The organism is Pedobacter heparinus DSM 2366, from assembly GCF_000023825.1.
GTDB lineage: Bacteria > Bacteroidota > Bacteroidia > Sphingobacteriales > Sphingobacteriaceae > Pedobacter > Pedobacter heparinus.
This window is the reverse complement of record NC_013061.1, coordinates 2,512,976-2,537,696: the sequence shown is the minus strand read 5'-3', so window position 1 is coordinate 2,537,696 and position 24,721 is coordinate 2,512,976. Positions and strand designations below refer to the sequence as shown.

Here is a 24,721-nt window from a genome sequence, read left to right as displayed (position 1 = left end):
ACATTTTAACCATATAATCAATATAAACGACCATGAACACACTCCACAAATACGATTACATCGTATTTCTAGTTTATTTTTTAATAGTATCCAGCTACGGTTTCTGGATCTATTATAAAAAGAAATCAGCTGCTGCCGATTCAAAAGATTATTTTCTTGCCGAGGGTTCGCTCACCTGGTGGGCCATTGGCGCCTCGCTGATTGCCTCAAATATCTCTGCCGAACAGATGATCGGGATGAGTGGCTCCGGATTTAAACTCGGACTGGCCATTTCGGCCTACGAATGGATGGCTGCAGCAACATTGATCATTGTGGCCGTGTTCTTTATGCCGGTTTACCTGAAGAACAAGATCTTTACCATGCCCCAGTTTTTAAGTCAGCGTTACAACGAAAAAGTAGCCATGATCATGGCTGTATTCTGGCTCATGCTGTATATAGTGGTTAACCTGATGTCTATCCTGTACCTCGGTGCACTGGCCATCAGTGGTATATCCGGGTTAAACATCACGGCATGTATCCTTGGCCTGGCAGTTTTTGCCATCATCATTACCCTGGGGGGGATGAAGGTCATCGGCTATACCGATGTGATCCAGGTATTCTTCCTGGTACTGGGCGGTTTGGTAGCCACTTATATTGCCCTCAACCTGATCTCAGGTCAGCAGGGTATCGTAAAAGGCTTTGCCATCCTCACCGATGGGGCCTCCGAGCATTTCCACCTCATCTTTAAAAAGGACGATCCCAATTATATGGACCTTCCGGGACTCAGCGTATTGATTGGTGGTATGTGGATTGCCAACCTGAGCTATTGGGGCTGTAACCAGTACATTACCCAAAGGGCACTGGGTGCATCCCTGCCCGTTGCCAGATCAGGCCTTTTGTTTGCCGCCTTCCTTAAAATGCTGATGCCGGTTATTGTTGTTATCCCAGGTATAGCGGTATATTATATCATTAAAGAGAAAATCCCGGGTATCAGCGGCAGCGATCTGCTTACCTCTTCAGGTGTACAGGATCCCAACAAAGCGTATCCGGCCTTACTGGGCTTATTGCCCATCGGTTTAAAAGGTTTGTCATTTGCCGCCTTAACCGCTGCCATCGTTGCTTCCCTTGCCGGAAAAGCCAACAGCATTGCCACTATATTTACATTAGATATCTATAAAAAAGCCTTCAATACCAATGCTGGGGAAGGTACATTGGTCAACGTAGGGAAAATTACGGTAATCGTATCCATGCTGCTGGCCGTAGTGCTTTCATTAATTGTTGGTGATGCCTTAATGGGCGAGGGTAAACAGGGCTTCCAGTACATTCAGGAATACACAGGTTTTGTGTCTCCGGGTATTTTTGCCATGTTCATCCTGGGCTTTTTCTGGAAAAAGACCACTTCAAACGCAGCCTTATTTGCCACGGTAGGCGGCTTTATTGTTTCCGTGCTCCTTAAGTTCCTGCCGGGATGGGTAGATCTTTCCTTCTTACATGAATACGGATGGGCAGTAGCCAATTCTGCAGGTGTATTTGAAATGCCATTTATGGACAGGATGCTGATCGTATTTGCCGTATGTGTAATCGGTATGTATTTCATCAGTATCTATGAAAACAGAAACGGCATCATCCCTAACGGACTGGAAGTAGATCCGAAAATGTTTCGCGTTTCCACTTCATTTGCAGTAGGGGCATTGATTATTGTGGCCATGCTGGTGGCACTTTATTCTGCCTTCTGGTAAGGTTTTAAAATTAGATAAGCAATATAAATAAAGCGGGCTGTTCAAATGAACAGCCCGCTTTATTTATATACTCCTTTTTGTTTAAGCACTACCTGAAATTTTCTAATGCTCAGAAGCAGCCTGGCATCTTTGCGCTTCTTCAGCGCAATTATGCAGCTGATGAAGAGTCATTAAAAATTTCAAATTAGTACTTAAACACCTTCCCATCTACCATTACTTCCTGCGTTTTCTCATCAAACACTGCTTTCTTACCCGTCCTCACTGCAGCATTCGTCATAATGTTCGCAATAGAATGATAATATCCAGCCTCAACAGGCGCATTGGTCTGCTTTCTGCTCCTCACACATTCCATCCAGTTGCGCATATGTGCAGAGGTCAGCTTATCGCCACCGGTATCGGCCGATGCAGCAACTTTCTCCGTCATGTCACTCAGCTTCAACTCAGGCAACAGGTTTGGCTTCATGTTCATGGCTGCAGCAGCTTTTGCGGTTAAACCACCTTTAGGTGAAACCATATTCGTGTTCAGGTTCAGTTCACCGCCGTTCGAGTAATAGATCTCTGCCGGGTTCTCATCACCATTGTGCATCCTTGAAGTAAATATCACCTGGAAACCATTGTTAGGATCATTCGGCTTACCATAATCAAATACAGCTGTGGTGGTGTCCCAGTTCCTGCGGCCATCTTTCCACTGGTAAATACCCCCGTTGGCCACCACACTTCTTGGGTGCTTCAGGTCGGTAAACCAATGCACAGTATCAATCTGGTGCGACATCCACTGTCCGGGCATACCCGAAGAATACGGCCAGAAAAGACGATACTCCAGATACTTACGCGGATCCCATTCTTCAAAAGGGCGGTTAATCAAAAAGCGCTTCCAGTCGGTATCCTCCTGTTTCAGCATGGCCACAAGCTCTGGTCTGCGCCAGCGTCCCGGCTGGTTCACATTCCAGCTCAGCTCCACCATGGTAATGTCGCCAAACTTGCCATCCTTAATAAAGCGCTCGGCAGCCTTGTAATTGTTGCCGCTCCTCCGCTGAGAACCAATCTGGACAATCTGTTTAGAAGCTTTAACGGCCTTCAATGCCATACGTGCATCTTCCATCGTCTCCGCAAAAGGCTTTTCGCAATACACATCACATTTGTTGTTTACGCCTTCGGCACAGTGGGTAGCATGCTGAAAATCTGCAGTACTCACAATCACCGCATCAATATCCTTTAAACCATACAGTTCATCATTGTTGCGGCAGGCCGTAATGTCATGGCCAAATTTCGATTTCAAATGCTCTACACCCAAACCCCTGCGGTAATTCCAAAGGTCAGAAACCGCTACAATGTCAAAATTCAGTTCTTTGTTGTGGTTTAAAAAAGAGGGAAGGAGGGAACTCTTAAAGCGGTCAGAAAAACCGACCACACCAACCCTTACCCGGTCGTTGGCCCCAATAATATTTCCATAACTCTTCGCGCTCAAACCCATTGTTCCCAAATAAGTTCCTGCCGCGGCTATGGCAGATTGTTTGATAAATTTTCTTCTTGAATCTAACATGATCGCTAATATTTTATAGTTCTTTTAATTTAATACTTCTGAAGGATACACTGTCGCCATGGTCCTGGAGCAGGATATGGCCTTTAGGCGCCATACCAAAATTTTTCCAGTTCTTATATTTGCTTTCTGCAACCAATGCCTCAAACTCGGCCGATCCCCGTACATATTCAAGGATCTTAAATCCGTTTAAATAATATTCAACCTTATTGTTGGGATATACCTTAATTACCCCTTTGTTCCATTCGCCGATTTTCCTTTGTGCATTGGGTATTTTTTTGCTGGTGATCAGGTCATACAAAGAACCCAGTTTACGGTTACCGTTTTTGCCCAGTTTGGCATCCGGATGTCTCTCATCATCCAGTATCTGATACTCCAGCCCAATCGCCGAACCTTTATTGCCTTCAGTAAGGGTAACAAAATACTTAACCCCGCTATTTGCACCTTCAGTAAGTTTAAAATCAAACTTCATTTCAAAAGCACCGTATTGTTTAACCGTTACAATGTCACCGCCATTGGTCGATTCCGCACCGTTGGACTTCAGTACACTCAGCACCCCATCTTTAATCTCCCATCCCTTTTCAGGAAAACCAGGCTTATAGGCACCTTTCCAGCCATTACTGGTCTTACCATCCCATAACAGGCTGTATCCGTTTACTTTTTCGGCAGGCGACAGGTTATTGGGGATCATGTTCACCACAAATATATGGTCTGCTTTTGCAGGCTTCAGGTTTTCTGTCTGGATACGGATGTTCCTCCACCTGATCTGTTTACCCGGCTCATCATTTTTACCAATAGCATGTACCTGCAGGGCAATAAAACCTGAGGAGGTCATATCGTCAACTACATTAGCCGTAGGCACACCATTTACCCAGGTCCTGATCGAATTGCCAATGCATTCGATGTGGTATTTGTTCCATTCCCCCTTTTTAAAAGCTGTTTTACCTGCAGGGTTAATGTCCATCGGATACAGCCAGCCACGACGGGCCTCATCATAAATGCCGCCACTGTAGGCCCTGTCAGAAGGATCTACCTCCATCTGATAACCATGCACCCTGCCTTCTTTATAGTCGGCCTTACTTTCACTCCTGAACTGTATGCCCGAGTTCATGGAATTGTCTACCAGCAATTCTACTTCAAAAATAAAATCACCATAGTTCTTCTCTGTAGCCAGGAAAGAATTGGGCGTATCGCGTACCGTAGTACCTACGATTTCCCCGTTTACAACTTCGTATTTTGCCTTTCCATTTAACTGTTTCCAGCCCTTCAGGTCTTTGCCGTTAAAAAGGTTTTGCCATTTCCCGCCTTGTGCCTGTAAAGTACCTGCGGTGCTGCCAAACAGCAAACCTGTTAAAATTAATAATTGTGAGGTTTTCATTAATGTTTATTGTTCTTGGTTAATTGTTTACGCTGTTAATATTTAAAAGACTTTTGACTGCTGAAATCAACCGCCTGTTTGTCCAGTTCCGCCGCAGTTTGTTGCTGACCAGAGCTAATCAGCACCCGGTACCGGAAAGTAACCGATTCACCCGGTTTCAAAGTCAGGTTCAGACTTTCCTTACCATTGCTAAAAATAGCCTGTCCAAGCGGATTGGCGGCAAACAAGCCATAATCACGGGCATGCCAGTAGGTAGGATAACCCGGGTTCTTAGGGTGGTCAATTATCGTGATCGATACCGGCTGACCGTCTTTCCGGCCATATAGCATACACCATTTACCCCTTGTTCCCCAGGCATCATTTCCTTTTTTCCCTTCACTGGTCAGGTAAGTACCGTTTGCCCCATTTTTGGCAGGCGATATTTTGGTCACAATCCCATTGTTGTCCGTATAGCTCTCTTCTTTATCCGATGGCAGCTCCAGCTCCTTGGTTACCCTTAAACCCAGCATGCCATCTTTAATGTCTTTAAAATATACAGTATCCTGCTGGGCGGTCAGGGTAGTGGTCCGGTCTATTGTCCGTGTACCGGCTGTGCCGCTAAATTCAAAAACAGTGGCTTCTTTCAGCAAAACCCGCTTATCCTGTCTTTCCCAATTGGCCGAATACACTAAATATCCATTATTTTTATTTTCCTGCAGCTTTTCTACCTTCACATTTCTGATCCAGCCATACTTCGATTTTTTGTCTGCAGGGATGTTATAGGAATTGTTCCAGAAATCCAGGCCGTTCACACTCTCGTAGTTCAGCCACAAGCCTACATGATGGGGGTGGTCAGTACGTTCATTGCCACGCTTTTCCAAAGGAAAACCACGCGTTACCGTAAGTCCGCTGGCTGTAATTAAAGGATAAAGAATGGGTTTTTCAAGGTTATCCGGGTATAAAAAACTGGTAAAAGGCTTGCCGTCTACCAACACATCCACTTTTTGATGTGCTGCATCAGCTATAAAGTTCACTTTTTTTGTTTGTGCAATCGAATGTGCGCTAAGTATACAACAACAAACAGCAATCAGGTTCTTCTTCATTATATCTGGTTAAAATTGGTTAGCAAAAGCACAAATAAATAACCCGCACAAGGCTAAGTTCGTAGCTAAATATACCCTTCTTAAAATACAATCAGGTCACAAATCTCGCCCTGTCACTAAAAAAATTACGAAAACGATTGAGTAAATTTCCCAAAATTATCACCAATAAGCCTTATAATTGTCTGTCCAAACCGCTTTTACATGAACCGTAAACATTTCCTCTCTTTCCTGGCCACAGCCGGCGTAACCATGACCACCTTTAAAGCATGGGCCAAGCCAGCTGAACTGGCAAAAGAAATAAAAATACCACCTTATCTGCAGCCCGGTGATACCATTGGCATCACTTCCCCGGCAGGTTATATCACCACCGAACAGGTACAGCCAGCCGTACAGCTGATGGAAAGCTGGGGTTTTAAAGTCCAGATCGGAAATACCATAGGCAAACGCGATTTCAGCCTCGGCGGAACGGATGACGAACGTACGGCCGATTTACAGCAAATGCTGGATGATCCTAATGTAAAGGCCATTATGTGTGCCAGGGGCGGATATGGGGCAGTGAGGATCATTGACCGGATCAACTTTAGCAGGTTTAAGCAACAGCCCAAATGGGTCATCGGTTTTAGCGACATTACCGTGTTCCATTGCCACCTCAACAGGAAGCTCAATATAGCTTCCATACATTCAAAAATGTGCAACAGCTTTCCGTCCGACTGGTCGCTGGCCGAGCCCGTACAAATTGAGACCATTCTTTCGATCAGACAGGTACTCAGCGGACAGGATGTAAAATATACCGCCCCGCCGGTTAGCGGCAACAGGAACGGCAGGGCAGAAGGCAGCCTCATCGGCGGCAACCTCAGCATCATAGAAACACTTGCCGGCAGTGCTTCCGACATTAACACAGATGGTAAAATACTTTTTGTAGAAGATACAGGCGAGTACCTGTACAGCATAGACCGGATGTTCTGGAACCTGAAACGCAGTGGCAAACTCGACAAGCTAAAGGGCCTTATTGTAGGCGGCTTTAAAATTAAGCCTGAAGATCCGGGCGATGAATTTGGCAGAACGGCCTACGAGATCGTCAGCGAAAAAATAAAAGAATATGATTATCCGGTATGTTTTGATTTCCCTGTAGGCCATCAAAAGAATAACTTTGCACTGAAGTGTGGTACAAAACACCTACTGAATGTTGATGCCAATGGAAGTTCACTCGTATCCATCTAACCCTGCAGCCATCAGGCTCTCTGAACTGGCCACACAGATCAGACAGGCCATAGATGGGGTATTCGGCAACCGTACCTTCTGGGTTATTGCCGATATAAGCAGCCATACCTATAAATCCCAAACCAATTACCATTATTTTGAACTGGTAGAGAAAGACAAAGGTTCTGCAAAGATCCTCAGCAAAATAGCCGGCAGGGCCTGGGGAAATGCATCGGTTAACATTTCCAATTTTGAACAGGCAACCGGACAAAAGTTCCAGAACGACATCAATGTGCTGGTACAGGTAGCTGTGCAGTACAACCCGGCATTCGGCCTGCAGTTAAACCTGCTTGATATAGATACCAGCTTTACCCTGGGCCTTTTTGAACAGCAGCGCAAAGAAACCCTGGCCCGCCTGCTCCGGGAAAATCCGGATTTTATACAAAAAGCAGGTGAACAGTATTTCACCCGCAATGGCAGCCTGGCCCTAAACCGGGTACTCCAGCGCATAGCTGTCATTTCTTCGGCCACTTCTGCGGGTTATCAGGATTTTAAACATACACTGGAAAACAATACCTTTGGCTACCGTTTTATAATAGATGATTATTTTACGCCGGTGCAGGGCGAAGCCAATGCCAGACAGTTCCTGGCTAAAATTGTAGAGGTATTCCAGTCGGGCAAACCTTATGATACCCTGGTCATCATCAGGGGCGGAGGGGCACAGACCGACTTTCTCATCTTCGACAATTACGAGCTCAGCCGGGCCATCGCCAAATTCCCTGTACCGGTAATTACAGGTATCGGGCACCAGAAAAATGAGACCATTGCCGATTTAATGGCACATACGGCAACAAAAACGCCCACAAAAGCAGCCGAACTGATCATTGCACACAACAGGGCCTTTGAAGAAAACCTGCTGGGCATGCAAAAAATGATGCTCATTAAAACCTATCAGCTCATCAATTACCATAAGGACCGGCTCGCACAACTCAACCAAACCACCATCAGTACCAGCAGGGGCCTGCTGCATGAGCAGCAGCTCCACATCATCAGCCTCTCGCGGATGGTACTTGGCAACCCCAGGATCATCCTTTCCAACCGGCAAAAAGACCTCAGCAACCTCATCGGCAATATGCAATCCTACAACCGGATGTATTTTGCCAATAAAAGAGGGTATATCGGTCATTTTCAGTCGGTAGTGCGACTCATGAGTCCCCAGAACATCTTAAACAAGGGTTTTGCCATCCTTAAAGTAAAGGGCAAAATCGCCGGCAATGCCGAAGATATTGAGGCAGGCACCGAACTTACCGTACGCCTGGCGGCTACAGAAATTAAAACTACAGTAATTACCAAATCAGCAATAGATGGAAACGACGAATTTAACCTATGAAAGCGCTTATAAAGAGCTGACAGAGATCGCACTGGAAATAGAAACAGAATCGGTATCGGTAGATGTGCTGGCCGAAAAAGTGAAACGGGCCTCAGACCTGATCGGCTTTTGCCAGGGCAAACTGCGCGCTACAGAAACAGAGGTAAACAAGATCATCAAACAAATGGAAAACCCGGCACCTTAACCCGGCACCTTACAGCCAGTTGTTCAGTTTATACCATTTAAGGGTCTGCATTATCCCTTTTTCCAGGTTGAACTCTGGTACATAAGCCAGGTCGGCCTCGGCATTCTTTATGCTGCAGGCCCAGTTAACAGCGGTCAGTTCCGCCATCTTCTCTTTGTTTAAAGTGGGTGTATCTTTACTGCCTGCATAAATAAGGTCCATCACAGCTGCCATAAAGGCTACCAGGGGTACAGGTAAATGGAACTTAAAGGTTTTTTTGTTTAAGGCCTTTTTGGTGTAATTGGCCAGGGCGTATCTGTCATAAATCTCCCCATCAGAAATGTTATAGGCTTTGCGGACCAAAGGAAGCTGCAGGGCTTTTATAATCACCCTGGCCAGGTCTTTTACATACACAAAACTCAGCTGCTGCTCAAAACGGCCAATATGTGGCTCAAGCCCTTTATTGATACTGTCAAACAAAATAAACAGGTCTTTTTCCCTGGGCCCGTAAACGGCTGTAGGCCGGATGGTCACTAAAGGCAAGGTATCAAAGCCTGCCAGGTACTGTTCGGCCAGCAGCTTACTGGCGCCATAATTGGTTACCGGCTGTCCTGCACTGTCGTCCTGGATTTCGTCCGATAGTTCTTTTAGCGGCCCCAGTGCAGCCAAACTGCTTACAAAAACAAATTTCTCTAAACTGATATTGGCCGTACTTGCCGCAATGGCCAGGTTCCTGGTATAACCTGCATTGATCTCCTCATATACCGCTTTGGTCTTGGCCTTGGTGGTACCCGCCGCATGGATGATGTAATGGTATTGCTTTTCTTCCAGCTCTGCTTTCAAAGCCTCCACATCTGTATAATCCAGGTCTGTATACCTGATGTCAAAATCCTTCAGGTGTGCCACATCACTGCTTTTGCGTACAGCCGCATAAACTTCAAGATCTGCTTTTAAAGCTTCTTTAATCAAATGATAACCCACAAATCCGCTCGCACCGGTAATCAATACCTTTTTTTTACTCATATCTCCCTTTCGTAGATCCTGTATTTCTTATAAGGGTCGCCTTTAATGGCAATAATAGCATTGTTCACCAGGTCGTTATGCTCCAGGGTCCAGGAAGCCTCGGCATATTCCATGCCTTTTGCACGGTAAGCCTTAATGATGCGGCCATAAATGCAGGCCTCAATGCCCATTTTACGGTAACCATCAATTACCCCCAGCAGCAAGATCCTGATGCCCTTCACCTTTTTCTTGCCAAAAAGCAATTTAAAGATGCCGGTAGGCAATAACCTGCCTTTTTTAATTTTGATCTGGATCTGGTTCATATCCGGAATAGCGGCACCAAAACCTACCAGCTTGCCATCCTGCTCGGCCACCAGGCAAAAATCAGGGTCCAGCACTAGCTTCAGGTCTTTCGCCTGGTAATCAAACTCTTCGTCATTTAAAGGTACAAAGCCCATGTTCTTGTCCCATGCCTTATTGTAAACCTCGCGCAAAGCAGCAGCTTCCTGTTTAAAATTTTTCAGGTTAATTTTACGGATCACAATGTTACTGCGCTTTAAACGTTCTTCAAGCCGGTCTATCAGCTTTACAGAGCGGTCGTCATAATTATCGCCGTTAAACCGCCATGCAATCAGGTCAACCTGTTTTTTCAGTCCCCAGCCCGCCAATAAGTCGGGATAGTAGCTGGCATTATAAGGCATCATCACCACGGGTGGCGAGTCAAACCCTTCAATCAGTAAACCACAGGACTCATTGGTAGAAAAGTTAACCGGGCCCATGATCTTATTTTTCACCCCTTTATCCTTCAGCCATTTCGCTGCAGTATCCAGTAACATACCGGCCGCTTCCTGGTCATTGATGCAATCAAAAAAACCAAAAAAACCGTCACTGGCATTGTTCATGGTATTGTGGCTGTTGTTTAAGATGGCTGCAATCCTGCCGATCACTTTTTCGCCATCAAAAAGCAAAAAACACTGCAAGGAAGAGTGTTTATGAAAAGGATGGGTAGTTAAAAGGTCGCGCTGCGCAATAAACAGTTCCGGAACATAGTTCGGATCAGCTTTATACAGCTCATGTGGAAAATCTATAAATGTTGCTAACTGTTTCTTGGTGCTAACGGCAACAATTTCTTTCATTGGTTTAAGATTTGGTTTAGAGGGATATGTTTATAAAAAACAAAGGCTTAATCTGTAAATTAAGCCTCTGGTCATTTTTATATAGTTTCCTGGAATGATTTTACCTGCACTTCTTTTGCAGCGGCCGACAATTTTTCTACGGCTTCTTCAATCTGTTCAAAAGTATGTGTAGCCATCAGCGAGAACCTGATCAGCGAAGAATCGGAAGGGACAGCAGGGGATACCACAGGGTTTACAAAAATCCCGTTGTTACTCAGGATATTTGTTACCATAAAGGTTTTGTCATTGTCCCTGATGTAAACCGGAATGATCGGGCTGTCGGTATGACCAATGTCAAAGCCTGCCTCAACCAATAGTTTTTTGGCATAATTGGTATTTGCCCAAAGCTTGTCTATACGCTCCGGCTCCGATTCAATGATGTCCAAAGCAGCAATTACACTGGCTACAGCACCCGGAGGCATACTGGCACTAAACATTAAAGAGCGTGCCCGGTGTTTTACAAATTCTATGGTTTCTTCTGTACCGGCAATAAAACCACCCAGCGAAGCCAGTGACTTGCTAAAAGTACCCATAATCAGGTCAACCTCATCCGTTAAGCCAAAATGTGAAGCCGTACCCGCACCGTTAAAGCCAATCACACCCAGGCTATGGGCATCATCCATCATAATATTGGCGCCATATTCATTGGCTATTTTTACAATTTCCGGCAGGTTTACCAGGTCGCCCTCCATGCTGAAAATACCATCCGCAACAATCAGCTTGGCTGCGTCTTCAGGTAAACGGCTCAGTTTCTTGCGCAGGTCGTCCATATCGTTGTGGGCATATTTGATAGACCTCGAAAAGGATAAACGACTGCCGTCAATGATCGAGGCATGGTCATATTCATCCAAAATCAGGTAATCATTTCTATCCAGTAAACAGGAGATCACACCCAGGTTTACCTGAAAACCTGTACTGAACAATACAGCGGCTTCCTTGCCCACATAAGCAGCAAGCCTTTTTTCCAGTTCAATATGGATATCCAGTGTCCCGTTTAAAAACCTCGAACCCGCACATCCGGTACCATACTTGTCTATTGCAGCTTTAGAGGCTTCTTTAATCTTAGGGTGATTAGTTAAACCGAGATAGGAATTAGAGCCAAACATCAGCACCTTCTTCCCATCTATCACCACTTCTGTATCCTGGCCTGATTCTATTGCACGGAAATAAGGATATAGACCCTTTTCCTTAATTGCGTTAGCGTCTTTAAAAGCTGCTATCCTATCGTATAATTTTTTGCGCATGCTGGTACTTGTATGTTTAGATCACAGAACTTTTTAGTTGATATTGTTTTGTTATGTAACATGAGGAATTATCTGTCCTGTATTTAATAAATACCCCATCATTTTTTATCTGACTAAATTAACAATTTTGTCAATTTGTAAAACTTCCCAAAGCTAAGATCATAAACACAGAAAACAAAACTTGAAGTCAACCAAGTTTCAATATATTACTTTTTAAAATAAAATTTACAATTTTCTTATAATTAAATTCAAATCTGCCTCGTGTTAATAGCCTAAAAATACAAACTTTTACACAATGACACCCAAAATGCCTGCCACATTTTTTTAACACCCTGATATTTACTTAAAATAATTTCTCATCCCAGTACCAAACCAGCCAAACAAAATCTGTAATTAATTGTTGATACCGCAACAATTATACTTATAACTGACACTTACATTGAATTTTAAGCGAAAAAATGCTTATTTTTGTACAAATTTTTAAACATTAATGAAGATATTTATTACAGGCCTTCCTTTAGAAGTAGGGGAAGATGAATTAACAGCCGTATTTGGTGATTTCGGTCAAGTAAAATCACTTAGGATAATCAAAGATCGTGAGACTGGTCAAAGTCGTGGTTTTGGTTTTGTGGAAATGCCTGTTGAAGAAGAGGCAAAAGAAGCAATCAAACGCATGAACGGCGGCGATTACAACGGTAACCGCATCAAAGTTGCTGAAGCACAGGAAAAACCAAATACTGGTGGTGCTGCAGGTGGTGGCTTCAGACGCAACAACCGTACAGAAAAAAGCTATTAAGCTTTTTAACAACAGATTTCTATAGTATCCATCTATATCAAACAGCAGTTATAACCTGGTTGTAACTGCTGTTTTTAGTTATAGTTTTTATAGCTTTGACCAAAATCACAAAAGAAGAGGTCACAATGCTAAAAAAACAACCCTGGTTTCATCTCCTGTTTGTTGTTGTCTTTATCCTGCAGCTCCTGTCAGTATGGAACAGCGCAACTGCACTTGCCGCTTTCAGCAAACCCCTTATTGTCATCTCCCTGCTCATCATGCTCAGTGTCAGCACCCGCTTAAAGGGCCGCTTTCACAAACGGATATTTACCGGCTTGGTTTTTGCCCTGGCAGGCGATGTATTGCTGATGTATGCGGCAGGCAATGAAAAATTTTTTATATGGGGACTGGCCGCATTTCTGCTCTGTCACCTCTTTTATATCCGTGCTTTTTATCTCGATTTTAAATCTGCCCCCGAACTGGACAAAAAAGGGGCAAGGATAGCTATTTTTTGCTGCGCAATACTGGCCATCAGCTTTTATTTTTACCTCAGGCCGCAGCTCGGCATCATGAAACTCCCGGTCATGGTCTATATCCTGGTCATCAGCATGATGATGATGATGGCCTGTTTCCGCAACCAGCGGGTAAACAGCAGCAGCTTTAAGCTCATCCTTTTCGGCGCGCTGTTTTTCGTGTTTTCTGATGGTATTTTAGCGTATAACAAATTTGTAAGCCCCATCAGCCATTCCGGAGTATGGATCATGGCCAGCTATATGATTGCCCAGTACCTCATCACCATGGGTGCCGTGGAACGCACACTGCTGCACAATCAGCCCATACCGGAAGCTTAGTTTTTCTCCTTATCCAGAATGGTAAAAGTCTGCACCAGCCTTTCCCCGTTTTCATCTACCAGGGTCAGGGTATGTTTTCCGGGCGCCGGACTCACCGCCAGCTGGTGATAGTTTTTTGTAGTGGCCACATATGCTCCGTCTATATGCCAGTAAATCTTTATGTCCGCATCCCGGTGGGTCGCATTCAGCACCACTTTACCGCGGCTCCCATCCAGCTCCAGTGGCACATAAATGCTGGCATTGTTCTTCGGATAGATCATCTCCATCACATAATTGCTGCCCACATCCCCGCAACCCGGCTTAAAGGGGGGCAGCACTTTATAATCGCTGTTCTTGATCTTATAATAGTATTCCATTGCCGGTGGCAATATAAACCAGGCCCTGTGTTGCATCTCAGCAGGTGCTTCACAGGCATCTGTTACCCTGTAGGTACCTGTCCTGTCCAGGTGTACCAGCTTATGGTAGGGGCAAAGCACTGTTTTTTCTCCCGCCGGGGAAACCAGTTCTTCCAGTACATCCCCACAATATTCGCCGGCCTTATAACCGCTTTGCCGGCATACACGCATCTTTTTTAATTTGTTTTTAGGTGTCCGGAACCATTTTCCTGCCGGCAGCTGCTTAAAAATATCAAACAGTACCGGTGCTGCCGCATCAATCCCTGTAAGGCCCGGGCGGCCTTCACCATCGGCATTGCCCACCCATACACACACCACATAATCCGGGTTTAGCCCAACCGCCCAGGCATCCCTGAAACCAAAACTTGTCCCGGTTTTCCAGGCCAGCCGCTGCGAAGACGAAAACTGTTCCCACAAACCTTCTTCACCAGGGCGCATCAGTTCTTCCATGGCATTAAAGGCATTCCAGACCGAACCATGGTCGAACACCGAGTTTACCTGCGTTTCATCACCATCATACCGCGTATCCCGCCTGGCATTTATATAAAGCGGTTCATCGTAATCATGGGGGTTATACCGGCCTTTATAATCGTTAAAATGATTTAAGGTACGGGCCATGCCCATATATGTCCTGGCCAGGTCCCACATCGTTACCTCACTGCCCCCCAGGATCAGCGAAAGGCCATAATGGTCGGCCGGCCGGTTCAAGGTACTGAAACCCAGTTTTTTCAGCTTATCGTAAAAACGCTGGTATTTATAGGTCTGCAGCATTTTCACCGCAGGGATATTTAAGGAACGGCTCAGGGCCCTGTCGGCCGGAATAGCTCCGTCATAACCCAAATCGTAATTCTGGGGCGAATAGCCCCCAATCTGGGTGGGAACATCCGGTATCAGGGTACGCGGTAAAATGAACCCATCGTTCAGCATACTGGCATACAGCAGGGGTTTTAAGGTGCTACCCGGACTCCTTGCCGCCCTGATCATGTCCACATGGCTTTCCAGTTCCTTATTTTCAGGCTGATAGATATTCCCCACATAACTCAGTACGGTACCTTTTTTCACATCCAGCACCAGGGCAGCAATGTTATTGATGTCGTTGGCCCGGTAACGGTTGTTGTAGCGCTTAAGCAGGGCGTTTAACTTCAGCTGCAAATCGTAATCCAGCGTAGAGCTGATCCTTGTTCCTTTATTTTTTAAGGATGCCTGCTCGCTTTTAAAGCGGTTCAGCAGGTGAGGGGCATATTGCGGCAGGGCCTGTGGCTTACCAGGAATAGGCTCCAGCTTGGATAAATTGGCCGTAGCCTGGTCTATGGTCCCCAATACAGCCAGCTTATCCAGCAGATCGTTCCGTTTTTTGATGAGCCTGGCCGAATTTTTACCGGGATGGACCAGCGCGGGGCTGTTTGGCAATACGGCCAGCGTAGCCATTTCACCCCATGACAAAGCCTCCGGCCCACGCCCAAAGTAACGCCATGAAGCCGCTTCCAGCCCTACAACATTGCTCCCAAAGGGTGCATTGGCCGCATATAGTTTTAAAATGTCATTTTTAGAATGTCCCAGTTCCAGTCTCAGGGCCAGCACCATTTCAATCAGCTTCTGGCCTATGGTACGGCTTTCCCGCCGCGACAGGCGGATCACCTGCATAGTCAGCGTACTGCCTCCACTTACCACAGTACGGGCCTTAAAATTCTGGCGCATGGCCCTGCCCATCGCTAAAATATCGATCCCCGGATGCTGATAAAAACGCTTGTCCTCAAAAGCGACAATACATTGTGCAAACTTCTCCGGAACACTATCCGCTACCGGAAAACGCCATTGTCCGTCCCTGGCAATAGCTGCACTCAGCAATTCCCCGTTCGAAGCTTCCAGCACATAGGAGCTGGGCGACCGGAACAGCTTTGAAGGCAGCGACAACAGAAATACCAGCAGCAGTGCCAGGCAGCATACATCTGTAAAAAGGATGGTTTTTTGTTCCTTTAATAACATTCCATTTTTTCAAAACACACAGGTAACAATTTCCCGCAACAATTGATCTCTAATAAATCAATCGTCATGGAAAAAATTGTTACCTTCTTAAAATTATCAGCTGGCTTTATCAAATACCTCTTAATCAATGTATGGCCAAGATTATAGTCCTTATTTAATCACCTGCACCCATTTGCCTGCCTCAGTTGCGCTGATGCTGTTGTTGTACATGGCCTCACATTGTACGGCCGATAAATAATAGCGGCCTATATAAGACGCATTTAACAGCACCTTATAGGTTACAGCCTCATTTTCCCTCAGGTTAAAATAGGTAAATACCCGGTCGTCCCTGATGTCCCTGTACGTATAAGGAGAGGCTGCAAGGATACTTTCGTTGTCGTTAACCCTGGTATTGATGATCTCCCAGCCCGAAGGGAAGATCTGTGTCAGTGCCATCTGTTCGTAATAACCCATTTTACCCGGGTTCTTAACCACCACTTCTGCATAAAAATCAGTTCCCTGTTTCAATACGGAAGGGTCCAGCGCTTTACCATTTAACAGCTTATAGCTCACGCTCATGTCCAGCATATCCGGATTGTTGGGCAGAAAATCATTTTGCCCCGCTGCCGGCTGTCCTTCCAGTACCAGGCGCACAAACAGTACCCTGCTGCCCGAATTGCTGATGCTTACGCCATTGCCGCCTTTAAAACTCAGCGCCGTACTGTTCAGGAACTGGTTTGAATTTACATTGCCCTTTTTACCATCAATGGTATAGCTGAACTGCAGGTTATTAGCTGCCGAATTTGCCCCGCAAAATTTAGCAATGGCCAGCAGACTGTATGCCGTGGTCTGCGTGCTGTACCAGTCGTCTTTACCCATTTTTACGGCTAGCGACTGTACCAGCCGTCCTGCTTCAGCCTTGCGGCCCAGTAAGGTCAGGGTCTCCAGGATCATGGCCTCATCCCTGATGTCCGATCCGTAGGTACCACCAAGCTGGTTGTAAGGCTTAACTTCTATCGCTAATCCTTTGATCAGGTTATTTGCTGCATCCGACTGACCTGCAAGCTTATAAGCTGCTGCCAAACGCCATTTGGCGCTTACCGACAAATATTGAAAGGCCCTTAAGCGGTTCATGGCAGCCATATCCGGCCTTTTGGCCAAAGCCAGTACATATAAACGATAGGACTGTGAAAGGTCACCTCCATAAAAATTGGTACTGTTGGGCGACCAGTTGGCGGCCTTTGTTTTCAAATAGCGCAACAGCTCATCCAGCATCCCCACAGGTGTGGTATAACCTGCATTTTGCGCTTCTACCAGGAAATGCCCTGCATAATTGCTGCCCCATTCGTCGGCAGTGCTGGCACCAGGCCAGTAGCCCAGTCCCCCTTCAGTAGTCTGAAAGCTGCGCAACCTTGCAATACCAGCCTTCAGGTTCCTGTCGGTACCGGCTTTCTGCTGTTCCGTTAACGGGCTCAGTTTACTCAAAAACAACTGCGGAAATACTCCGGAAGTGGTTTGCTCTACACAGCCATGCGGATATTGCATCAGATAGCTTAATCGTTTTTTAAGATTGATGGGAGGGATGGAAGATACTTCCACACTGCCCGAATTGGTACCTGCCATACCTATAGGTACATATTGGGTACCCCAGTTGCGGCCGGGTTCTATTACGGCCGACAGCACATTGGTAACAAAAGGGTTAGGGTTACGGATATCCAGCTCTACATCATAAGCGGTTTTTTCTGTACCATTTGGCGTAACGCTCTGAGCTACCAGCCGTATTTTAGCGATGCCGGTCATTTCCGGGGCCTTCACCTCAAAATAGGCCATTTGTTCGCCCGGTTGCTTAAAGCTCATCTCTATGGTCCTTAGCCCCTGTACCTGCAAATTCTGGGGCTGCAGTTGCAGGGTTACCTTTTTAAGGTTGGCTTCAGTTGCAAATACCGTGGCCGGAAGCGTAAAGCTTTCGCCAGGGCCTATCACTCTTGGTACTGTAGCCAGCAGCATGAGCGGCTTTTTCACCTGCACACTTTTTTCGGCCTTGCCATAGGCACCATCCTGGCCGGCAACTACCATGGCCCTTACTGCGCCAATGTATTGTGGCAGTTTAAATTTATGCGTTTGCGAAGCGCCTTTGCCCAAAGCAAAAGGCCCCATGTATTTTACTACCGGCACAAACCTGTTGGCCTTGGCCGGGTTCAGGTTTTTATTGATGCTGCCATCCCCGCCAATACTCAGGATGCGTTCCAGATTGCCACCCCAGGCACCCAAAACATAGTCAAACAGGTCCCATGTTTTTACACCCAGGCCTTCACGGGCATAAAATACGCCATGCGGATCCGGCGTTTTAAACCTGGTCAGGTCAAGCAAACCTTCATCTACAATGGCAATGGTATAGGTCATGGCCTTGCCATTCTGCTCGCTTACTGTAATGCTGCTTTCGGTTTCGGGTCTTATTTTATCGGCCATCCTGATTACCGGTTTCAGTATGGTCTGCGGGTCTTCCACCAGCAGGGGAATGGCCCCGTACATCCTGATCGGCAAATCGTTTACCGTTTGTGCATGCGGCTGTAACAGCGTTACATTGGCAAATACATTAGGTGCCATTTCCTTTTCGGCTTTAAACTTAAACTGCGTTTGCCCGGCTTTGGTATCCGTCCAGAAAGTCTTTAATACCTTGCTACCGTTTTCTATCGAGATCAGGGCCCTGCCACCGGCACCCGAAGGGATGGTCAGCACCACTTCTTCGCCTACATTAAACTTCGTTTTATTGGCCGTAAAAGAAAGCATGGAAGCCTCGGTAGGGTTGTTGCCCTGTTCGCGCTGGGCCCAGCCCGGCCAGTCGATATACACCGATTTACCTGTAACATGTCCGCCATTTACATCCCGTACCAGCACCAGGTAACGGCCCCATTCCGGTTCATCGATCCTGATTTTCCAGCTGCCTTTACCGTCCTGCAGTGTAATGTTTTCCTTTTTGACCAGTTTGTTATAAGAATTCTGGGTAAAATTGGCGAAGGAGTTCTCGTTGTCCTGTTCCCACCACCAGCGCCATTGCACTTTATACAATTCTACGTCTACCGTTTTACCGCCCTGTACCAGTTTCCCGTTCCGGTCTACATTCACAATGTCAATCTTATGATCCTGGCCGGTCAGCAGCATGCCACTCATTTTATCGCCCTCAGGCGTTTTGATGCCATAATAATTGCTGTATACATGATAGGGGATGCTGAAATTGTCGATACTGAAATTACCGCCTGCCTCAAATACCTTGGTGGTAAAATTGGCCTTCAGCATACCCGGAGCTGTATTGTTCTCGTTTAAATTGGTATTTACCGTAGCTGTTCCGGTTTCGCTTAAGGTACCTTCAAATATGGTTTTGACCTGCGACTGGAACACAACCGTCGGGTTGTCAAAAGTATAGGCTTCAAAGCCCTTAAAGGTAGTCTGCATGGTATTCAGGTTCACATCCACCTTGGCTTTCAGGTGCTTGCCCGGCGCACCAAACAGCCAGTTGGCCGAAAGGGTAGCGGTAGAAGGCCCGCCAGAACCCAGATAGGTACGGTTGCCAATGTCGAAACTGATCTTCAGACGGTTTGGCATTACCGTTTCAATCTTAATGGTTTTAGAAAAGGTCGCACCACCGGCCTTCACTTTGGCCAGCCAGTTTCCTGTGGGTGCCGTGCTTTCTGTAGCCGTCCTGAATGCATAAAACCCGTTTAAAGGCTTGCCATTGATCATCCTTTTGATCAGCTGTCCCTGAGGGTTATACAGTTCAAAAGTAACCGGATAGCCACCCGGCAGCTTTTTGAGCTTGTCTTCCAGTACAAAGGACAGGAATACAGAATCTCCGGGACGCCAAACCCCGCGTTCACCATAAATAAAGCCTTTAAGACCGTTCTGCACCACATCACCACCTACATCAAACCTGCTCAGTGGCAGCGAATTTCCATCATCCAGCTTCAGGTAACCCCGCTCATCACCATTTTTGGCCACCAGTAAAAAGGGCTTTCTTTTCAGGTCAAACGAAGCCATACCGTCCCCATCCGTTTTTACGGTGTGGATCAGCTGGCGCTGGTAATCCAGCAGTTCCAGGGTTACCCCGCTCAAAGTTTTGGCCGTCAGCAGGTCAGTCGCTATGATCAGCATGCTGTTGTCATTTCCACGTTTCGCTATCAGGCCAATGTTCGAGGCCATTAAATTCCGGCTTGCCCAGCGTTCATTGGTATAATAGGATGGGGTGCAAGGGTTATCGCGGTCTTCCCAGCGGTAATTGTTCGGATAATAGCTGTTATAGCGCTCCCAGAACTCATCATCCTCATCAATTTTCTCGCCATAGCGCTCATAATCCCCATCAGCAGCCCCAGCTTCGGCCTCTGCACATTTATACACATTGTAGGCCTGCCTGAAACCAATGGTAATGCGGTACATGGCACCTGGTTCTGTACGGATGACCTTATCCAGGTCTAAGGTAAAACGATGTTTTTTATGCAGGTCAAGCGCTTTATCTTCATCCAGCCGTATGGTTTTCTGCACCACCGGTTTACCCACACGGCGCAGCTCGCCGCCATCTTTATAATTATTGGTCTGAAAAAACTGCGGGATATTGTTCTCATAGATCTTGATCACTGTCACATCCACAGCTTTCAGGTTTACCGCTTCAAAAGGCAATACCAGCTTTCCCGAATTCGGGATAATGGTGCCACTGCCCGCAATCACTACCGAAGGCAGCTTGTTTTCAAATACGATGTTTGCTGTTTTGCCGGCCTGTAATTTTTTACCGTTGATGTTCTCTACACCTTCATTAACGGCAACAGAAAAGTTGCCCTCCAGCGTAGTAGGAGAATAGATCTTAACCTGGCTGCCATCTATCGTGAATCGGAGGTCCGACTGTCCGGCCAGCGAGATCAGTCCGTTCAGGTCCTGGCCCACACCTACAGGCTCCGAAAACTGTACCAGTGCAAAGTCTTCCAGGTCCTGCACCGCCCGGATGTCCAATACCTTAAACACTCCATTAGCAGGCACTAAAACCGTTTCTTCCCCCTTGCTTTCGGCACCAATAGGGCTGCCCGACCATTTCAATACCAGCTTATTTTCAGCACCGGTCTTTTTAATGCTGTCTACCGTAAATACGGAAGTGTTTTTTGCCGGGTTATGCTGCCATTTTACTTTAAGTGATGGTGTAAATTCGACCGACAAAGCCTTTTCAATCAGCTTGGTATCTTCCTGATCGGAAGTACTGATCTCACCGCTCAGCTTCATGTAGTCCAGCGAAGTATTGTTCTGCGACACCAGTCCGTTCTGTACCAGGTTCATGCCCGGCTTGATTACCCTGAAATCAAATTCAAATTCTTCAAGGCCTTTTTCGGTATCCATCAGCTTTTCCAGTTTAAAGGTAGCTTCATAAGTTTCACCCGGCTTAAGGCTCTCCTCAGGCCTGAATTCCAGGGTCTGCGCATCAATCCAGTAAGTTTTACCCTTAATGCCCGGAGAAAAGCTGAACAGCTCCCGGCTATCTGCCACACCAATATCAGCCATGGTTTTCACCTGGTTGGCCAGGTGTACCCTGATGAAGCTCTTTTTAGAGACTGTACCCGAAGTATAGGCTTCTATGTATTTGGAATATTGCTGGTTATAATCTTTGGGTCTTTCCTTTTTAAAAAAGAAAACAGAACCTATACCAAGCAGTACAAGCGCAACAGCGCCAATAAGGAAGTATTTTTTATTCTTCTTCATGCACGAATGTTTAACAATAAGATGTGTAGGAAAAATAACAAAAAGGTTTGGCTTTAAAGCACAATTGTTATCAACAGACCTTTATTTGATCATTACACCTGGCATGTTGACCAGGGGAACGTGGATCAGGTTTTCATCTACAATACTTTCCGGAAGGAAGATGAATTTCTTATCGTAAATCACGCCATCTATGTAATAGCTGAGCCAGTATTCGTTGGTAAGGCCAAAAACCTCAGGGTCTATGGCTTCTACGCCAGAAAAAGATTTGGCTTTCAGGTCGCCAATAAAATGGCGCAAAACGGAGGTTTTTACCATTTTACCATCTTTTTCGCCATAACCTTTAGAGCTGATCAGCACATTATCCAGTGCCACATCCTTCAGGTTTACAATATATACTGTCCAGTTTTTCACTTCTGGTGTTTCACCGATCAGCACTACGGCCATCGCCACATCTTCAACTATATTTTCAGGAAGATCTTTCTTCATAGGTTATGCGTCTTGTGTGCCCAGGCTTACTTCTTTGCTACTGCTTTCTTTTTTGCAGGTGCTTTCTTCGCAGCTCCCGTTTTTTTTGCAGCGGCTTTCTTTTTAGGTTCAAATGCATTTGGCACCTGCTCTACAATCAGCTTCTTCACTTCATCCAAAGCAATTGATGCCAGTTCCTCAGGGGTATACTTATCATTCGTGGCCGGGTTTTTACGCAATTTCAGCATTTCCTTGCCAAAACGGATAAAGGGTCCCCATCTGCCATTTTCGATCGCGATCTTTTCGGCAGGCCATTGCTGGATAAACCTGTTGGCCTCTTTTTCGATCTTTTTACCGATCAGCTCCTCAATATCCTGCTGCGAAAGCCTGTCGAAATTATAGGCCTTTGGCACATTGATAAACAGGTCGTTCCATTTGATAAAAGGCCCAAACCTGCCTGTACCCTTGGTAACCGGCATGCCCTGGTAATGTGCCACCGGTGCATCGGCCGTAATTTTCTCGCCAATGATCTCTATGGCACGCGCCTGGTCTATCGACAATGGGTCTTCGTTCTTTGGTACAGAAATAAAGGCATCGCCCCATTTCACATAAGGCCCAAAACGGCCAACTCCAACAGAAACTTCTTTACCCTGATAATCTTCTAAAGAAAAAGGAAGTTTAAACTGCTCTAAAGCCTCTTCCAGTGTAACTGTACCTACCGATTGCGATTTGGACAAACTGGCATAACGTGGTTTTTCTTCATCGTCATTTTCACCGATCTGTACCAGCGGGCCAAAGCGGCCAACCTTGGTGTAAACATTTTTACCAGTTGCCGGGTCCAGTCCCAGCAAGCGCTCTCCATTGGCCCTGTCGGCCGTTTCCAGCGTATTTTCTACTTCCAGGTGAAAGGGCGTATAAAAGGAGTGGAGCATTTTTGTCCATTCCTGCAGGCCCTGCGCAATCTCGTCAAACTCCTTCTCTACATTCGCTGTAAAGTTAAAATCAACAATACCTTTAAAATGTTCTACAAGGAAATCGTTCACCACCTCGCCAATGTCCGTAGGGAAGAGCTTGCCTTTTTCAGCACCCGTAATTTCTGTTTTTGTCTTTTTGGTTACCGAACCATTGCTCAGTTCTATGGCTGCAAAGCTACGCTGGCGGCCATCACGGTCTTCCTTAACCACATATCCGCGGTTCTGGATGGTAGAGATGGTTGGCGCATAAGTAGAAGGCCTGCCTATACCCAGCTCTTCCAGCTTCTTAACCAATGAAGCCTCTGTATATCTTGCCGGCGGTCTCGAAAACCTTTCCGTTGCATTCATCACTTTTAAAGTCAGCGCCTGTCCCCTTGAAAGTGCTGGAAGCATATTGTTGCCCTCCGAATCTTCCGCATCCTCTTCATCCGAAGATTCCAGGTATACTTTTAAAAAGCCATCAAATTTCAACACTTCACCTTCTGCAATCAGCTGTTCCTTACGGGTGCTGATACCGATCTGTGCGGTAGTTTTTTCAAACAGCGCTTCACTCATCTGTGAGGCAATGGCTCTTTTCCAGATCAGCTCATACAGGCGTTGCTCCGAACTGTCGCCCGGCACGGTATGCTGGTTGAAATAAGTAGGGCGGATGGCCTCGTGTGCCTCCTGTGCACCAGCAGATTTTGTTTTATAAGTTCTTGGCTGATGGTATTTATCGCCCCAGGCCGACCTGATTTCGCTGGCCGCAGCCTGTAAAGCGGTTTCCGACAAATTCACCGAATCTGTCCTCATATAGGTTATTCTTCCACTTTCGTATAGCCTTTGAGCAATCTGCATCGTCCTGCTTACCGAATAGCCCAGCTTCCGCGAAGCTTCCTGCTGTAGGGTAGAGGTGGTGAAAGGCGCTGCAGGATTACGTTTGGCGGGCTTTGTTTCCAGGCTGTCGACCGAAAAACCGGCCCCTGCACAATCGTTCAAAAACTTTTCTGCATCAGCTTCTTTTTCAAAACGCTGTGGCAGCTCTGCTTTAACCAGCTCTTTTCCATTACCGGTAACAAATTCGGCAGTAATTTTAAATGCTGCAGCAGCATTGAATTTATTGACTTCACGTTCCCTGTCGACAATGAGGCGAACGGCGACAGACTGTACACGCCCGGCCGACAAAGAAGGCTTAATTTTTTTCCATAATACCGGCGAAAGTTCAAAACCTACCAGCCTGTCCAGCACCCTGCGAGCCTGCTGGGCATTAACCAGGTTGTAATCTATGCTGCGCGGGGTTTCTATTGCTTTTAATATGGCGGGCTTGGTGATCTCATGAAAAACAATCCTTTTGGTCTTATTTTCCTTCAGTCCCAGGGTTTCATACAAATGCCAGGATATGGCTTCTCCTTCGCGGTCCTCATCGGATGCGAGCCATACCATTTCTGCGTCTTTGGCCAATTTCTTAAGTTCTGCAACCACCTGCTTCTTATCGGACGGCACTTCATAGGTCTGGGCAAAATTATTGGCAGTATCAATCGCCATATCCCCTTTAACCAAATCACGGATGTGCCCGTAACTCGATTTAACTAAAAAATCCTTACCTAAATACCCTTCGATGGTTTTTGCTTTTGCAGGTGACTCTACTATTAATAAATTTTTCGCCATTCAGACCGTTTTTCTGCAAAT

The 24,721-nt window shown here is 46.2% G+C and carries 16 protein-coding genes; 6 read left to right on the top strand and 10 right to left on the bottom strand.

The annotated features are described in order from the left end of the window. Window positions 1–32: 32 nt before the first annotated feature. Window positions 33–1,718, top strand: a complete 1,686-nt coding sequence (locus PHEP_RS10930) for a sodium/sugar symporter (protein ID WP_015808021.1) — start codon at window positions 33–35, stop codon at window positions 1,716–1,718. Window positions 1,719–1,902: 184 nt separating this feature from the next. Here the strand turns inward: PHEP_RS10930 and PHEP_RS10925 are convergent, their stop codons facing one another. From PHEP_RS10925 to PHEP_RS10915, 3 genes are read right to left on the bottom strand one after another with little or no spacing between them, the layout of a single operon-like run. Then, complete coding sequence (locus tag PHEP_RS10925) at window positions 1,903–3,261, bottom strand: Gfo/Idh/MocA family protein (RefSeq protein ID WP_015808020.1); 1,359 nt, start codon at window positions 3,259–3,261, stop codon at window positions 1,903–1,905. 13 nt (window positions 3,262–3,274) lie between these two features. Next, window positions 3,275–4,636, bottom strand: coding sequence for a 3-keto-disaccharide hydrolase (locus PHEP_RS10920; RefSeq protein WP_015808019.1), 1,362 nt, complete (start codon window positions 4,634–4,636; stop codon window positions 3,275–3,277). A gap of 35 nt (window positions 4,637–4,671) precedes the next feature. After that, complete coding sequence (locus PHEP_RS10915; RefSeq protein ID WP_015808018.1) at window positions 4,672–5,718, bottom strand: DUF6807 domain-containing protein; 1,047 nt, start codon at window positions 5,716–5,718, stop codon at window positions 4,672–4,674. A gap of 201 nt (window positions 5,719–5,919) precedes the next feature. On the opposite strand from PHEP_RS10915, the gene PHEP_RS10910 reads away from it, so the two are divergent. The 3 genes from PHEP_RS10910 to xseB are packed head-to-tail and all read left to right on the top strand — an operon-like array spanning window position 5,920 to window position 8,492. Continuing rightward, window positions 5,920–6,939, top strand: coding sequence for a S66 peptidase family protein (locus PHEP_RS10910; protein WP_015808017.1), 1,020 nt, complete (start codon window positions 5,920–5,922; stop codon window positions 6,937–6,939). After that, window positions 6,908–8,308, top strand: coding sequence for an exodeoxyribonuclease VII large subunit (gene xseA, locus PHEP_RS10905; RefSeq protein WP_244862651.1), 1,401 nt, complete (start codon window positions 6,908–6,910; stop codon window positions 8,306–8,308). The genes PHEP_RS10910 and xseA overlap by 32 nt, the downstream gene beginning before the upstream one ends. Next, window positions 8,283–8,492, top strand: coding sequence for an exodeoxyribonuclease VII small subunit (xseB, locus tag PHEP_RS10900; protein WP_015808015.1), 210 nt, complete (start codon window positions 8,283–8,285; stop codon window positions 8,490–8,492). The genes xseA and xseB overlap by 26 nt, the downstream gene beginning before the upstream one ends. A gap of 9 nt (window positions 8,493–8,501) precedes the next feature. Here xseB and PHEP_RS10895 read toward each other — a convergent pair whose 3' ends face one another. The 3 genes from PHEP_RS10895 to spt all read right to left on the bottom strand — a co-directional run bounded on the left by PHEP_RS10895 (window position 8,502) and on the right by spt (window position 11,892). After that, window positions 8,502–9,494 (bottom strand): NAD-dependent epimerase/dehydratase family protein, encoded by a 993-nt coding sequence (locus PHEP_RS10895; protein WP_015808014.1) that lies wholly within the window; start codon window positions 9,492–9,494, stop codon window positions 8,502–8,504. Further along, on the bottom strand, window positions 9,491–10,609 hold the full coding sequence (locus PHEP_RS10890; RefSeq protein ID WP_015808013.1) for a hypothetical protein: 1,119 nt from the start codon (window positions 10,607–10,609) through the stop codon (window positions 9,491–9,493). The genes PHEP_RS10895 and PHEP_RS10890 overlap by 4 nt, the downstream gene beginning before the upstream one ends. Window positions 10,610–10,686: 77 nt before the next feature. Continuing rightward, window positions 10,687–11,892 (bottom strand): serine palmitoyltransferase, encoded by a 1,206-nt coding sequence (spt, locus tag PHEP_RS10885; protein WP_015808012.1) that lies wholly within the window; start codon window positions 11,890–11,892, stop codon window positions 10,687–10,689. Between the two features lie 490 nt (window positions 11,893–12,382). Between spt and PHEP_RS10880 the strand changes: the two genes are divergently transcribed. Continuing rightward, window positions 12,383–12,688, top strand: coding sequence for an RNA recognition motif domain-containing protein (locus PHEP_RS10880; RefSeq protein ID WP_015808011.1), 306 nt, complete (start codon window positions 12,383–12,385; stop codon window positions 12,686–12,688). Between the two features lie 125 nt (window positions 12,689–12,813). Further along, entirely contained in the window at window positions 12,814–13,518 is a 705-nt protein-coding gene (locus tag PHEP_RS10875; protein WP_015808010.1) for a lysoplasmalogenase, read from the top strand. Here PHEP_RS10875 and pbpC read toward each other — a convergent pair. From pbpC to topA, 4 genes are all read right to left on the bottom strand, one after another. Continuing rightward, window positions 13,515–15,899, bottom strand: a complete 2,385-nt coding sequence (gene pbpC, locus PHEP_RS10870) for a penicillin-binding protein 1C (protein ID WP_015808009.1) — start codon at window positions 15,897–15,899, stop codon at window positions 13,515–13,517. The genes PHEP_RS10875 and pbpC overlap by 4 nt on opposite strands. Window positions 15,900–16,049: 150 nt before the next feature. Continuing rightward, complete coding sequence (locus PHEP_RS10865; protein WP_015808008.1) at window positions 16,050–21,614, bottom strand: alpha-2-macroglobulin family protein; 5,565 nt, start codon at window positions 21,612–21,614, stop codon at window positions 16,050–16,052. An 81-nt stretch (window positions 21,615–21,695) separates the two neighbouring features. After that, a complete protein-coding gene (locus PHEP_RS10860) occupies window positions 21,696–22,100 on the bottom strand; it encodes a hypothetical protein (protein WP_015808007.1) in 405 nt (134 codons plus the stop codon). A 26-nt stretch (window positions 22,101–22,126) separates the two neighbouring features. Then, a complete protein-coding gene (gene topA / locus PHEP_RS10855; protein WP_015808006.1) occupies window positions 22,127–24,700 on the bottom strand; it encodes a type I DNA topoisomerase in 2,574 nt (857 codons plus the stop codon). Window positions 24,701–24,721: the final 21 nt, after the last annotated feature.